Annotated in this window: 11 protein-coding genes; all 11 read right to left on the reverse strand. The window is 39.8% G+C overall.

The features are described from left to right. Positions 1-4,856 (reverse strand): Ig-like domain-containing protein (locus tag O0V13_RS20855; RefSeq protein WP_268036956.1); only part of this gene is annotated, 4,856 nt, incomplete at its 3' end. Between the two features lie 95 nt (positions 4,857-4,951). Then, complete coding sequence (locus O0V13_RS20860; protein WP_268036957.1) at positions 4,952-5,497, reverse strand: phage tail protein; 546 nt, start codon at positions 5,495-5,497, stop codon at positions 4,952-4,954. Between the two features lie 659 nt (positions 5,498-6,156). Further along, positions 6,157-6,525 carry a hypothetical protein gene (locus O0V13_RS20865; protein ID WP_268036958.1) on the reverse strand — a complete coding sequence of 123 codons (369 nt, stop codon included), beginning with the start codon at positions 6,523-6,525 and terminating at the stop codon, positions 6,157-6,159. A gap of 84 nt (positions 6,526-6,609) precedes the next feature. After that, the gene (locus tag O0V13_RS20870) at positions 6,610-6,840 is read right to left on the reverse strand and encodes a hypothetical protein (RefSeq protein ID WP_268036959.1); all 231 of its coding nucleotides are present in this window, start codon (positions 6,838-6,840) and stop codon (positions 6,610-6,612) included. Beyond that, the gene (locus tag O0V13_RS20875; RefSeq protein WP_268036960.1) at positions 6,837-7,700 is read right to left on the reverse strand and encodes an SDR family oxidoreductase; all 864 of its coding nucleotides are present in this window, start codon (positions 7,698-7,700) and stop codon (positions 6,837-6,839) included. Before O0V13_RS20875 ends, O0V13_RS20870 begins: the two co-directional genes overlap by 4 nt. 106 nt (positions 7,701-7,806) lie before the next feature. After that, on the reverse strand, positions 7,807-10,209 hold the full coding sequence (locus O0V13_RS20880; RefSeq protein WP_268036961.1) for a TonB-dependent receptor: 2,403 nt from the start codon (positions 10,207-10,209) through the stop codon (positions 7,807-7,809). 36 nt (positions 10,210-10,245) lie between these two features. After that, entirely contained in the window at positions 10,246-10,818 is a 573-nt protein-coding gene (locus O0V13_RS20885) for a hypothetical protein (protein WP_268036962.1), read from the reverse strand. Positions 10,819-10,957: 139 nt separating this feature from the next. Continuing rightward, a complete protein-coding gene (locus tag O0V13_RS20890) occupies positions 10,958-11,173 on the reverse strand; it encodes a hypothetical protein (protein WP_268036963.1) in 216 nt (71 codons plus the stop codon). A 214-nt stretch (positions 11,174-11,387) separates the two neighbouring features. After that, the gene (locus tag O0V13_RS20895) at positions 11,388-12,014 is read right to left on the reverse strand and encodes a CatB-related O-acetyltransferase (protein ID WP_268036964.1); all 627 of its coding nucleotides are present in this window, start codon (positions 12,012-12,014) and stop codon (positions 11,388-11,390) included. A 59-nt stretch (positions 12,015-12,073) separates the two neighbouring features. Beyond that, entirely contained in the window at positions 12,074-13,297 is a 1,224-nt protein-coding gene (locus tag O0V13_RS20900; protein ID WP_268036965.1) for an MFS transporter, read from the reverse strand. A gap of 6 nt (positions 13,298-13,303) precedes the next feature. After that, the gene (locus O0V13_RS20905; protein ID WP_268036966.1) at positions 13,304-15,088 is read right to left on the reverse strand and encodes a helix-turn-helix domain-containing protein; all 1,785 of its coding nucleotides are present in this window, start codon (positions 15,086-15,088) and stop codon (positions 13,304-13,306) included. Between the last annotated feature and the right edge of the window lie 375 nt (positions 15,089-15,463).

The raw sequence follows: 15,463 nt of genomic DNA on the forward strand, positions 1-15,463 counted from the left end.
ACTGCCGGAGTGAAGTTGATCGCATAATTTGGACCTGCATCTAGGCTGCCAATTGTAATCGCATAGGTTCCTACATCACTTCCTGCATCTCTAGAGAGAGCTCCAGTTATAATCCCTTTATCATCTCCTCCTTCGAAGCCGGAAGCCTGATAAGTAAATTCTGGGTCGAGATCCCCATAGATCTTGGACTGACCAGGATCCACTGTCACATTGAGGACTTTTGGAACGACTACAATAATAACCTCGATATCAACTTCAGATGAATTACCCTTGACATCGGTAACAGTGTATTTCACTGTGTTCGATCCTTCATCAGTTCTGTCGAACAAAGTTTTACTAAATACTTGAGAAAGAATACTACAATTATCGAATGACCCTTCATCAACCATTCCTGCTGTTAAATCAACTGTACCAAAGGCATCTACATTCAATGTAATCGTTGATTTTGCTAAAATCGTTGGTTTAATATTATCAACAACCCTGATTATTACGGATTGGGTAAAAGAATTTCCTGCTAGGTCGGTTGCAATAACATCCACGGGGTTATCACCGATATCCGAACAATTGAAAACTGATTTGCTTAAGCTTGTTTTGATAAGTGAACTTGGGGTATAATCATCAAACATACCACTTAATAACAAGTCACCTACCTTAACCTCAGGTGTGATTCCATTTGCATTTAAATAAGTAGTATGTCTTCCTTCTAAATTTAAGAATGGTGGGTTGACATCAAAAGTGACCGTCAAGCCAGTAGAGGCAGGACTGTTATTGCCCGCCAAGTCAGCTTGGGTAGCAGTGACGACGTGAACACCTGTCGATACATTGCTTCCTGCAGTAAAGGCCCAATTACCTGCCCCATTAGCAGTTGTGGTACCCAATGAACCATCTTTACTACTGATAATAGTAACAGTACTATTTGCCAATGCTGTCCCTGTGAATGTCGGAGTTAAATCATTGGTGATGTTATCGGAAGCCGATGCTCCGGAATCAGAACCTGGAGTCAAGTCCGGAGTACCTGGAGCAGCAGGAACTTGAGTATCTACTGTAAATAAGAACTGTTCAGAAGTTGACCCCATATTGTTTCCTGCAATATCTTCAGCAAAGGAGCTCATTTCATATTCAGCGTCTGCAAGAGCAGAACCCGTATAATCAAAAGTCCAGTCACCCGCTCCGTTGGCAATGGTCGTTCCGATTGTACCAATACCTCCAATACTTAAAGTTACAATCGAATTTGGCTCAGAAATACCATCAAATATCAGCGTATTATCTGATGTGATATTGTCGCTATTGCTTATTCCGGTATCAACTGTGATACCGCCATGGATTGGTCCGTCAGGATGCCTGGTATCAATAGTTACACTTAATGCAGCTGAAGCTGCCCCTGTATTTCCTGCTAAATCAGTAACTATTGCAGTAATGTCATAAGTACCATCGGTAATAGCATTTACAGGGGTAAATGTCCAATCCCCTGCTCCATCGGATGTAGTGGTCCCCAATTCTGTGGCATCAGCATAAAAAGTAAGTGTAGAATTGGCTTCCGTATTTCCTGTAAATGTAGGTGTATTATCATTCGTAATATTATCGGTATCACTTCGACCTGTATCACTGCTAGGGTCTAAATCAGGAACGCTGGATACAGGACTTGTTTGATCCAAAACAGCTGAATTATCAGACGCAACAGCTCCGATATTTCCAATACCATCCTGCAAGTAAACATCCACAGTCAAACTTCCATTAGCCAAAGAACTTACATCAACATTCACTACTTGACTTGAATTAACTACAGCTCTACCTCCGCTAACAGTGGCAGTATTGCCATCCCCAGAACTTGAAATTGAGTAGAAAACCGTTGCCCCTACTTCTGCATTTGAGACAGTAAAGGAAGTATTAGGTGCTTCGATCGCATTTATCAAGGCATCATCCCAAGCCACGGAATAGCCTGTAGGTGGCCCGGTATCTTTGATAGCTGCTCTAGCAATATTAGCTCCTTGATTTCCTGCGGCATCTTTCAAATAGATTGTTAAGGTAATGGTTCCATCTGTCAAGCCCGAGAGATCATATCCAGCTCCACCATTATCAAAGGTCTGAGTAGTGGTGACAACCGATTCAGTACCTGTAATAGGTGTCCCACCTCCACTGCTGGTGAAGGAATAATGTAAGGTCGTCCCTACTTCCAACCATGTTCCTAAAAATTCTATAATTGTCACATTGACAGGATTTATCAGACTTTCACCCAATAAATCAAAGGCAACATTATAACCAGAAGGCGGTACTGCATCTACCAATACCCCTGCAGTAGGTGAAACACTGTTTAATGTTATGTTGGCATTGACTCCGGACGAGTTTTGAATCGTTCCACCATTGAGATAAAGTTCTGTTAGCTCGATTCCATCAGTATCCAAATCACCTGGGGCAACAGTATATCTAAAAAGTAAGGCAGTAGAACCAGAACCTGAAACATAGCTTGCAGCTCTTATATTCCCTCCGATAACCAGAGTTAGTTCTGGAGAGCCAGAGATTGTAACTGCTTCTGAAAAATTAACAATGAAATTTAAATTCATTCCAGCTATATAGGTCCCGTTAGCAGGAACCGATACAGAACTAATAGATGGGGCAGCCACTACATCGATATTAATGGTACCAAATGACGCACCTACCAATCCGTCATTCCCCGCTAGTCCAATACTTCCTGCATTATCCCCAATTACACCTGGATTGCTGATGTACTTGATTGAAGTAGGATCGCTGAGATAGGAATTTAAATTTGAAATAGTACCTGATGTAGTCCAAGATCCCGGAATAGGCTGGCTTACAGTGATGCCCACTCCCGAACTAAAAGAAAGTTTTCCACCCAAAGCCAAATATGAAATTTCCAAAATATCACCTGGCGCCGCATCTGGATCACCAAAAGTAGCGCCTGACAGATCAATATTACTCTCCACTCCTTCGTTAACTGAAATGTCCGTCGGAAGTCCGGTTAAGTAAGGTCGTTCGCTTGCCAATTTTTCTGCCGTATCATCGACTGTAGCACCAGTATTATTGTAGATATCTGTCAGATCTACTGAAAGTGTAATTGTTCCATCGGCCATTCCACTCAGATCAATAGTGGAGATGGTTTGATTTACGGAAGAAATTGTTCCAGATCCTGAAACGGTACTTCCCCCTGCAGAACTGGTAAACAAATAATTATAGCTTGCTCCTATTTCAGCACCTGAAAAGGTAAAACTGACATTGGATGCATTGGATGGAATAATTGGATCCTGATTTATCACCACTCCATATCCTGTCGGAGCTTCCGCATCTTCATCTTTTATCGTAAGGGTCACCTGATTCGGGCTGCCTTTAATCGCATTGGTAGGAGTACCCATATCAATGATAATCGTCTCATCTCCTTCTTCTAAACCATCATATAGGGAGGTCACTCTGACACTATCCATGGTTTCTCCTGAAGACAAAGTGATTGTAGTTCCCGTTACACTATAATCGGTACCTCCCCCTGTGGCTGTTCCTGAAAAACTTAAAGGAACAGTCACAGTGACACCTGCCACAGTATTCATTTTAGCTCTTACATAGGCCTGCCCCCCACTTTCATCGGTAATAGGGTTCCAAAAGCCCACTACCTCCAAACTTACTGTTGGTGCGGTATCATCGTCAATAATTGTAAATGTTTGCTGTTGAGTTCCTACTTCATTCCCATTTGACACAGAAGTAATATCAATAATTATAGTCTCGTTTCCTTCATACAAACCATCGGGAACATTGGTGAGATTTACGATACCAGTAGTATTTCCGGGATTGATAGTCATTGAAGTTCCAGTTACTGAATAATCCACTCCAAATCCAGTTGCCGTACCGCTGAAACCCAGACTCACTAATACAGGAGCTCCATAGGCATTGGAAAGGGTGGCTTTGATTTCAGTAGGGGTGGATATGGACTCTGACCTAGAAGTTGGCGTGAGCGAAAGAGTCACTGTAGGAACCGGTAGGACATTTAAAGTAGTGATGTAATTCCCCGAGCTATTCTCGGTTCCGTCATTGACCTCAAATTGGAAAAAAGTATTGGTAGATCCATTCTGGATATATTGCAGATTACCGGCATCCAGATTCGCTTTACTGATTTGGGAATTGACACTTACTCCCTCACCAAAATCAAAATGATCGTTGCCATTACCATCTAGGTATAGAGTCCCTGCTGATGGCAATGATCCAATCAAAACATGACTCAGCGGATCTCCATCGTTGTCAGCATATCCAAACATTGATGTTGAAAAAGTATAGGTCAAATTCTCGGAGGGACCGTTGACAGCGATAAAACTGGAAGCAGTAGGCGGGGTATTGGCAGCAAGGACAGGACCATAAACGAATTCGTCCAGATAAAAATTTATATCACCGGCCTCAATACGGATTTCATCTACATCAAAAAAATCAGCATCCGCTGAATAATCCTTATATCCATCAAAATTGATGTTTTTCTTTACAGTAACAGAGGATCCATTCTTAAAACCCTGGATGGTCCCACTTCGATCAGCAAATCCTGCGTCCTTTAAATAAATATTTTTAAACTGAAATTCAGTCCCATCATTTTTGGTAATTGTCCATCTAGTGATTCCTCCTACTGCAAAATTATTATCGTAAAGGGTTGTAGAGCTATTATAACCCAGACCCGTTTTCGCAACTATCTGTCTTCCACTTCCTGGATCATTGATAGAAAAGGTAAACCCTCCTTCCGAATAGCTTAAGCCCAATCCTTGATTATTGGTTAAAGACTCAAAACCTATTGTCTGAGAAAATGATTGAGAAATAGAGATTAGGAAAAAGAGAACAATCCCTAAAGCATAGTTAGTAATTCGATCCATGAATGTATTGATTTCAAGAGAGATGGGAGAAACTCTTGCGGAAATTTCTTAATCAAAAATTAGGGAGAACCAGAAGCTCTCCCCTCAAAAATTTATTAATTTCTAGATGGGAAGACCCCCACAGTTGCAATGATATAATTGATAGCCAAGTAAGGAGGTCTATTCTCGTGAGAAAGACTCCCTCCTGTGGCAGAAATTGCAGCCGGGTTCATTGGACCAATTCCTGTAGAATCAGGAGTAAAAGATTCTCCGTCCACTGTATTACCACGCTCAATTGTTACTTGATGCTTTGCTATAAAATTTCCTGTAGGAGTAGCAGAAGTTCCTGCATTTGGACTTGCATTTAAGCTATGATTATGACTTGGAATCTGAGAGACATTCAACGTAACATCCTCTGCCCCTCCTCTTTGTCCTAATCTATAATCTGACAATCCTGGACCTCGGCGTGGTCCAATTGGAGCTCTACCTCTCAAATCTGGAAGTGCAAAAGTCGTTCTTCCATCTCCTCCATAGGTAGTTCCAAGAATAGAAAACAAAGCTGTGTTTTGAGATATTGGCAACAATTGCCCATCACAAAATGCCCATCCTCTCGGTGCAAAATTTCCAGCAAAGAGTGTAATTTGTCCTAATAAGGGTTCCATAATCAAAAATAATTTTAGTTGTAAATAATTAAGTAAAATTGAAAATTATATGAGGTAAAATCCATACGTATTAATACGTAAATTGACTTCCTTTTTCAAAAACTAAGAGGTATAGATAATACCTTACACAGCTTAAAACTTACTACTTTGGTCAAATTTCACCAATGAATCATAGCGGTAAAACCGCGGACAAGTAAAAAAACACATCAATTAAAGCAGTAATATCAACTAGAATTATTACAATTTCCTATCCCTCTCCTAAGGAAAAAATCCTTGCTCAACCTAAAAATAATTCCAATCGAATTTCAAATTCATAAAAATAATTCAATTAGACAATTGATTTAACTAAAACTAATCAAGGTCAAATTCTCAATAATTGCCCCCTCATTTTTAAAACCCTTCAATACCACAACTCAGCGCATAAAATCATATTTTCACATATAAATAATTGTTTTTCAACCATTAACCAGAGAAAATCTAAAAAATAAGACATATAAATCAGAAGGCAAATTGAATACAACCTCTAAGCTTCTTTAAAAAAACAGAAATTCCTAAAAATGCAGTTACATTGCTTATTGGCACAATTATTAAACCGTCACTCTTTGCACCGAAACCCTCTATGGTCTATAGGTCCCCAGATCCAAATCTGAGAAGAATGATTATTCTGGTTTATTTGTACTCAGGCATAGGAGATTATATTTCGACTCTTTCCACAAGATTAGTCCCAAGATCCCAAACCAAAGAATTTGAATCAATCCAAAAACAGCTCCCAAACTTTCCAATGAAGGGATGGAAGTAAGCATTCCAAAAATCCCCGTTAAAAACCCCAGGACATGCAGAAATTTAGGACCAATTTTTCCTTTTGAAAAAATCAGACTGAGCAATAAAACCCAAATCCCCCCAACAAATTCAATTCCTCCGCCCAACCCCAAATGGACTGACTCAATTCCCATCCAAATTAAGAGTGCTTGAGCTTTTTCAGTTACCATCCATACCTCCACTTGATTCAAGCCAATGCTTGCTACCATGCCAGAAGCAATTAGCAGCCCAGCCCATATCAACCCAAAAGACTTCGAAATGGCAGTAATATATGGGTTAATAGGCTTTATCAATTACTCAATGGCACCTACCAAAAAAACGAGAGCCAAGCCAACACCCAGAAAAACAAACAGCAACCAAAGCTGATAAGCCGATTTATTCTCAATTAAAAATTCCAGTTTGAGAAGTGAATCCAATCCTTCCTCTGACAGTGGTGAAAGCCAAAAAATCAAAACCAGAAATCCAAGGATATAGGCCAAGCCACAATACCAAGCTGATATTGCTCCGATCTTTTGTGAATTCATAATTGAGTTTTATCTACTTCCTCCCTGAAATAAGTCTCAAGCCTTTTCACCCCATATCGGGGAGCAATATTATCCTGAGCCATCATACTAAGAAAAAATTCATAGGGCCCATAAAATCGAGACGAAGTAAATGTTCTAAGTCCTCCAATAGCAAATCGCCTGATCCAGTCTGGAAGATGTGAGATTTTCACTTCCTTATTCTGAGCTTTTAGAGCCAATTCTCCTATCTCATTTTGAGTAAAAATATCCGGCCCTCCTACCTCTACTTCCGTCTGATTATTATCAATCAAATCCAAAATTACTCGAGCCAAATCCAGTCCATGAATCGGGTTCAGCTTATATTCCCCATCACCAAATAAATAGACCCTTCCTGACCTTGCCATATCCAGAAAGTCTCCCATATCTGAAAAAAAACCATTGGGTCTTACTATGCAGTATTCCATCCCAGAAGCTTTCAATAGATCAACAAAACGCTCTTTGGCTTCTGTAATCTTGACATTCTTCATCTGATCCCCATGAAGAACGGAGACATAAATAAACTTTCTAGCTCCATGCTTTTTAGCAAAATCAAGCAAATTGGCATTCGCCTGAAAATCTACATCCATGTAGGAAAGTCCATCTTTCTGCCTGGTGATCCCCACAGTAGAAATCACAGTATCTATTGGCTCCTCAAAATCTGGAAATGTAGAAGGATCCGTCACCTCCACTTTTACTATTTGTTCAGATTCCAAACCCAAACTTTGAAGCTTCTCTATATTCCTTCCAAGAGCTAGAAAATCAAATTTCTGCCCTTTCAATTCTTTGGCAATATAGCTTCCCAGGTAACCTGTAGCTCCTGCTAAGACAATCTTTCCTTTCATAATTCCCAATCTATTTTTACAGCTTTTTACTCGAATAGTCTTCAGCTGATATTTTATAAAGAAGGGGATTTGGGAGACAATAAAGACCCAATCCCCTATCAAATCCTTAGAAATAAATCTTGTACATCAAGTTAGGTAATAAGCCGAACTGTGTAGTATACCCCACACCATTGGGTTTCGAACTATCATAATATTCAGTTAGTCTCCCCTGGTGATTAGTCACATTTTCCAAATTGATCAGCAATTCGTGGGTGGATTTAACCTTTTGCCACTTATAACTAGCCGACAAGGTAATCTGATATATGTCCTCTATCCCATTTTCATAGGCCTTGGAATAATCGTAGTAATTATCAGTACCCGGATTGACTAATGCATTTCCATTTTCATCCTTGAGCAATGGAATAATCTTTCTTCCCCCTGAGACCAGCACTTTTGCATTCAAGCCCAGTGTTTGGTTCCTCTTCTTTCCACAACCATTAAATTCTTTGCCTCCAATCAAGTTGATTACATAATTCCCATTGAATCGTGTGTTTCTTTTTACTCCATCCAAAGCCGTATAATTAGACTCATAGATGGATGTATTGAACAGAAAATAGTAGTCTTTTGAAAAGAACTTCTGAAGAGTCAGCTCAATGCCATAGTTCTGGCCTTTTCCAGCATTGGTCAATGGGACATATTCAACAGCAACATCATCATTGACCGTGGAGATGTAACTAGAATCTTTGGCCACAGGAAGATTTGACAGAGCCTGATAATACAGCTCGACTTTTGCCACTAAATCAGATTTGAAAAAATGGTTCAGCCCCAGTACATAATGATTTGCTTTCAACAAATCTAGATCTGTATTAGGACTTTCTAATTGTCCATTTTCATTTTCCAACTCCACAAAATAATGGTTGATACTCTCCATCGTACTATGCATTCCAAAAGCCAGATTCAGGGATGATTTTGGAGTCATTTTATAGCTGGCAGCCAATCTAGGTTCCAATGCAGACTTTTGATTGAAGAAAACCTGGGTATGATGCAGACCAGAAACCACAATCAATTTTTCATTGAACTGATGTCTCCAACTGAGGTAGCTTCTCAAACTCCCAATTTGACCATCAAAGTCAATTTGATAGGGGTTTTCATTAGTGACAGTACTGAATTGTTCGTTTTGAACATCAGATAAGGTATAAATACTTCCTACTTGAATTTTATTGGAAGCATCCAGTTTATGATGATAGCTAATTTTCGCACGATAGGTATTTCTCAGCAATTTGCTGAAATAAGGGTTCCTGCTTTCTCCATTCTCTAACACTTCTTGAACATCATCCTCTGATCCATCAGCAGTAAAAGAAAGCTTTGTCTCCAGATAAGCCTTGGAATTAAGACTAATCCCATGACTCAATCCAACAGTTGCCATATAGGATATTTTGTCAAAATCCTGCACCACATCCTCTTTCATCTCAGAATTCCCAGGAGTATTTGCATCTTCCGGTTGGACATCTTTGATTGAAAACTGGCTATACCCACCTAAACCATGTAAAGTAAACAATCCTGATTTTTGAGTTGGAATTCTCAAATTAAAAGTTGCATCCTGAAATGCAGGATCCCCTTTTACATCAATTAATCCCAATTGATTCAATGCTGAAGCAGTAGAGTACCTATAGTTTGCCAAGTAGGAAGCCCCTTTTCCCAATCCCATCGGACCTTCTACAGTCAGATCAGTCCCTAGCAAGCCAATTCCCAAGATCTTTTCATGCTTTTCATTGTTACCTGATCTCAAGCGGATGTCATAAACGCCAGAAAGCGCATCTCCAAACTCAGGATTAAAAGCACCTGTATGAAAATCCGAAGTAGCCAACAAATTACTATTGAGCATGCTCGTAGATCCATTCAAAGCCACCTGATCTGTAAAGTGATTGGGATTTTTAATCGGCATTCCCTCCAGTCTCCATTGCAGGTATTTCGGAGAGTTACCTCTGATTATAAGATCATTTCCTCCTGTTCCGGAATTGGTCACTCCTGCATAATTCACTGCTATCAGAGCAGGATCATTGAATCCAGTTGCCAAACGGTTCATTTCCTCCATTGTAATCGAGCGTGAACTGACCAAGGACATTTCATTTAATGCTTCTCCCTGATCATCCAAAGCATTAACCACAAATTCATCTAGTGATTCTGTAGACTCTGCCATTTCAAGATTAAGAATCACTTCTTTCCCTGAATTCACCACCAGATCAGAAATCATTTTACTTTCGTATCCGATATAGCTTATGATGAGGGAAGTCCGACCAACAGGAACTCCTGTCAGTCGAAAATCTCCATTCAAATCTGTGGTTTGTCCCATAAGTGGATCGCTTTCAACTACCACTACCGTGGCTCCGATTAAGGGAAGCCTAGTATCTTGATCTACTATCCTCCCTCTTATAATTTGAGTCAAATTTTGGCTTTGTCCAAAGCTGATTGTGGCAGCTGAAAGAAATAGCAGTCCAATACCCAAAAGGTATCCTAGTAAAGTTTTCATAGGATTAGGAATCTGTTCTTTTAAAAATGAAATGGCTTAAAATAAGGTGATCCCAACACCCAATGTAAAATTGGTTCCTTCCAATCTTGCACCTTCATCCAGATCAACATGCCCCATAAACACTCTACTTTGAATGTCCAAAGCCCATTTGGATCTTTGCAAGACCTCATATCCAGTCGACACCATCACCCCTCTACCCCAATTGGTTTTGCGGGAATCCCCATTTTTATACAATACCTTGGTATCCAAAGCAGCTCCATATCCACCGCCAATCCACCATTTTGGACTAGCCCAGTATTGAATCGTGGGGATAATTCCTTCAAAGCTGCGGTCTTTTCCATCTTGCTGATAGATTTGACCAATTGAATTCAAGTAAATAGCTGTTCTCTGATTCAGAAACCAACCCATTTTCAAATTGGGAAGAGAAATATCCCCCTGAGTGGATTTTTCATCCATTCCTTCGGTAAAATGAAGGACTCCAATACCTGCTGAAGCCCCAATTGTAAACCCTTTTCTAATAGGTTTGTCAGATCCTATGGACTGATCTTGTGCTTGAAGATTCATTGTAAACAATAGACCTACGATAAAAATTAAGATGTACTTTTTCATGATTTTATTCTTTTAGTGTTTTGTGTTTTTATTAAAATTTGATGAAGCAAAATTGTGTGCTAGAAGACCTGCAATCGTCTTGATTTATGATTCCGGACTTTTTGATGAAATCCCGGACATTTCCTCACTTACTCTTTTTTTAATCCTCTTTGGAGGAGTTCAATAGAAATTTGACGAGGCTAGCTCCTCCTCCTACTGCCATTCCTGTACTGATCCAGAAAGTGATCTGATTATTAAAATCCACTTTCATCAAGCCAAGTGCTGCCATTCCAATAGCTATACCCAGCGCCACTCCGGCAGCAGTTCCTATTCCTACTCCTATGGCTGTTCCCAAAACCAATCCTTTGTTTTTCATTGTCTTTTATTTTGTCTTTTAGAAGATGATGGGTCAAAATTGGGAAATGGTGAATGGCTGATCGCTTGGATTTATAATCCCGGACTTTTTGATGAAATCCCGGACTTTCAGTAGTGTAAGCCCCATGTTTTAAGTGAAAGACATAGACAAAAAAAGAGGCTAGAAAAGGAATTAATTCCCTTTCTAGCCTCTGTTAAATTCTCCTGCAAAAAGATCAGTTAGGATCTAGCTCATCCAAATTATTTCCTGTCAAAGCCTGGACATTTCTGGTAATTTTCTCAATTGGCCAATTCCACCATTGGATATTTAGAAGCTTTTGAATCTTTTCATCGGAAAATCTTTTCGAAATTTCCCTGGCAGGATTTCCTCCAACAATTGTATAAGGAGCTACATCCTTGGTAACAGTGGAATTGCTGGCAATGATTGCACCATCTCCAATATTCACTCCTGGCATGATAGTCGCTCCATAGCCTATCCATACATCATTTCCTATCACCGTATCTCCCTTTTGAGGATAGGACTTCCCCTTCATGGCTTGCTCCCAGCCATTTCCAAATACAGCAAAAGGATAGGAAGAAATGGAATGGGTAAGGTGATTTGCACCATTCATAATAAAAGTAGCTCCTGAGGCTATCATACAGAATTTGCCAATAATCAATTTGTCGCCAACAAAATCGAAAAGGTATTTGACATTCTTTTCAAAATTATGGGCATCCTCGAAGTCATCATAATAGGTATAGTCTCCAATGATAATTTGAGGGTTTTTGACCATATTTTTCAAAAAACAAAGTCGCTCATACCCTTCTAATGGGAAAAGCTGGTTTTTATCTGGTCCGTTCATAAAGCTTTGATTTTTCTTTTCACAAAGCTGAAAAATAGCTAATCCTTAAACGCCCGAGATTATGATTTAGGACTTTTGAAATGGATTTTGCGTTCGATATTTCGGACAAAAAATACAGATGCCGACATCACAGCTACGATCAGCAGGCCCAAATAGGGATAATATAGAATTTCACCCTCTACACTTTTAAACAAAATTAATCCTGCCACCACTGCTGCCAATCCACCTGCTAATTGCTGGATAGAGGAATCCAAAGCCATAAATGCTCCACGCTCATTTTCTTTGGGAACAGCTGTTGCCAAGGAAACAGAAGAAACCATTCGCGCATTCACTCCTATAAATAAAAGGATATGGAGTAAGATGATCATCGACATAGAAAACTCTGAGAATTGGGTATAGACTAGAACAGCCAAAACAGTGAGCATTGTACCCAATAAGAATACTTTAAATTTCCCAATAGAATCCGCTAGTTTGCCCAGTAGTGGAGCTGAAATCAAACTGGTGATACCAATTGTTCCATAAATAAATGGCAATTGATCATCTGGGAGTCCCAGGTTATTGGCAAGGTATGCCGCATTGAAAGTAGTAAAAGTCACGTCTCCTCCAACAATAAGAATATTGGCTACAAAGACTTGCCAATAGCCATTGTTTTGAAGTGCTCCTAGAATATGCTTCCAAGGTGGATTTAAATCTATGGAATCAGAAACTCTTGGATTTGGTATTCCCAATAGAACCAAAACCAAGGCTAAAATCCCCAAACCTAAAATCAACCAATAAGCCGATTGCCAAGAGAAAACTGCAGCCAAATACATGGATAGGGGAAGTCCTAAAACCAAACTCGTTGCAAAAGCCATTTGAAGCCAACCCATCGCTCTTCCTCTTTGCTCCAGGCTGAAAGTATCCGCCACCATCGCATAACAAATGGAAGCAATCACTCCACCGAAAGCACCTGTGATTAGGCGAGCTCCCAACAAAAATTCGAAGGAGGAAGCCTGAGTACAGAACACCAAGGCAATCAAAAATCCACTGTAAAAGAATACCAAGAAAGGCTTCCTTGGAAATCGGTCTGCATATCCTGAAGATAAAAAAGCAGAAATCCCGGCACTGATGGCATAGGCCGAAGCAACCCACCCAAATTCCTCAGTACTCAATTGTAGCTCTTCCAATAAGGTGGCACTTAATGCTGGTAAAAGCATGTAATCCAAAACCACTGTGAATAACAAGCTTGCCAACCCTAGAATGGTGAAAACCTGACTCGAAGAAAAAGCCTTTTGCTGAGCCATATCGGATTAGCTTCTATGGGCTTTCACCCATGCTTTTGGAGTCAATCCAGTGGATTTTTTGAAAAAATCATTGAAAACGGATTTGGAGGTAAATCCACTTTCATAAGCCAATCCCAATAAGGTCAAATGGGCATTCGCTTTGTCCAAGACAATTCTCTTGAAAACCGCTAAGCGATGAGAATTGATGTAATCGTTAAAATTATGTCCCATTTTCATATTGATGAGCCAGGACAGTTTATTAGGATGAAGGTTGATCAGTTCGGCTAATGTTCGAAGAGTCAAATTCGTATCAGTCACCACATCATCCAATTCCATTTTCGCCTTCAATTCAGATAAGTAAAATTCTACTTCCTCCTCACTGAGCTGACTACTTTGTGAGATCACCAATTGTTGATTAGATGGATTCTGCCTGTGGGCTTTATGATGCCCGAAGTTCATTCTCTCAAATATCTTCTGAAAACCGTCCTCCTCTCTGATATTATCCCAAACCCACCAATAGCGAAGGCTAACCATCATGCTGGACCTTTCCTCAAAGCCTTTTTGAAGACATGCAATTGCCTCATCTGGCATGTGCATCAAGCTATAAATCGCCGCTGGATCACAGGGATCTATGTAGTTTGAATTCTGTAGTTCCTCTAAAACCCCTTCTGTTTTCCCACTTAAAACCAAGACTACCAATCTATCCAACTTGACCAGGCCCTCTCCTTTGGTAATCTCCATGGCTTGATCAATGATCTTCATGGCTTCTTCATATCTCCCCAAATAACCGAGAACTAATCCTTTCCAGCGAAGCGCTTCGCTAAAGTCAGCATCAATTCTTAGACTTTCCTCAAAAGCTAAAAGTGCATCTTCAAAGCGACCAGATAAATAATTGCACAAACCCAACCACCAATGACTGATCACATGGAGCGGATCTTTCGCGCGGTTTTCCTTTGCAATCTGAATCGCCAGATCATAATCTTTCTGGATAAAAATGTAATAATTGGTAATGAAGTCAATCTCATTGGACAATCCATAAGCAATCGCATTATTGTAGGATTGGATGGCTGCATCCCAATCCCAATCATGGAAAAGATGAACGTAGGCCATCACCTTATGGGCACGCATATCGCGACTATTGATCTGAAGCGCTTTTTGGGCATATTCACGAGCATGCTTGAAGCCTTCTTTGGCAGAAATCAAGTTAAAACCAGCATAATGCAGGTAGGTTTCTCCGATAAATGCATAGGCTTCAGTAAAATTTGGATCCAATTCAGTAGCCAATTGAAAAAATTGTAAGGCCTCTTTTACGTCCTTAAAATCCTTCCTTTTGAAATGAAAGCTTCCTTTTAGAAAGGCATCATAAGCTTCATGGCTGTTAGTTTTTGAAGAAACCAAATGATCTTCGATTTCCATGTGGCCAAAATTTTCCCTGATCCTATCAGCCACCAACAAACTTATTTCATCTTGGAGTTCAAAAATATCCTGAAGCGTACGATCGAAAGTCTCTGACCAAATATGGAAGCCATTGTCTGTTCGGATCAGCTGAATAGCAATTCGAACCCGACTACCTGCTTTTCGGATGCTCCCTTCGATGACCGATGCAACTCCGAGTTTATTACCTATGATTCTAACATCCTCTTTTTTCCCTTTAAACATAAAAGAAGAAGTTCGAGCGATTACTTTTAAGTTCTGAATTTTACTCAAAGCATTGATAATTTCCTCAGCCATACCATCTGAGAAATATTCATTTTCAGGGTCAGAGCTAAGATTATCAAAAGGTAGTACCGCTATGGATCGTTGGTTTACCAAGAAAGCTTACAAAAATTAAATTTGGAGACTAAAGAAAGGATTTGAAACCGGGCAAAAATACCATTTCTTCTCAAATTGACTAAAAAACAACCAGATATAAGTCAATCCTTCTTTCTAAATCTATTTCTCCAACTCTATGACCTATATCTCGCCTGGGATTTAATGACTACCCTTCCGATGGTCAGGCTCAGGCTTTGGTTAGGATTGGGCTTGAAAATATTTTGTATGAATATCCGCTTTTGCACCTTTGGCCAAATTCCCTTGGTTTATCAGTCAGGGATGACGAATTACCGATTTTGCAAGACTTACTTCAAAGCTACTTTTTAGTCAATTCCTCAGGAAACTGGCTAGATTTCGAACAATCAGAATATTTTA

The organism is Algoriphagus sp. PAP.12 (assembly GCF_026652115.1).
GTDB lineage: Bacteria > Bacteroidota > Bacteroidia > Cytophagales > Cyclobacteriaceae > Algoriphagus.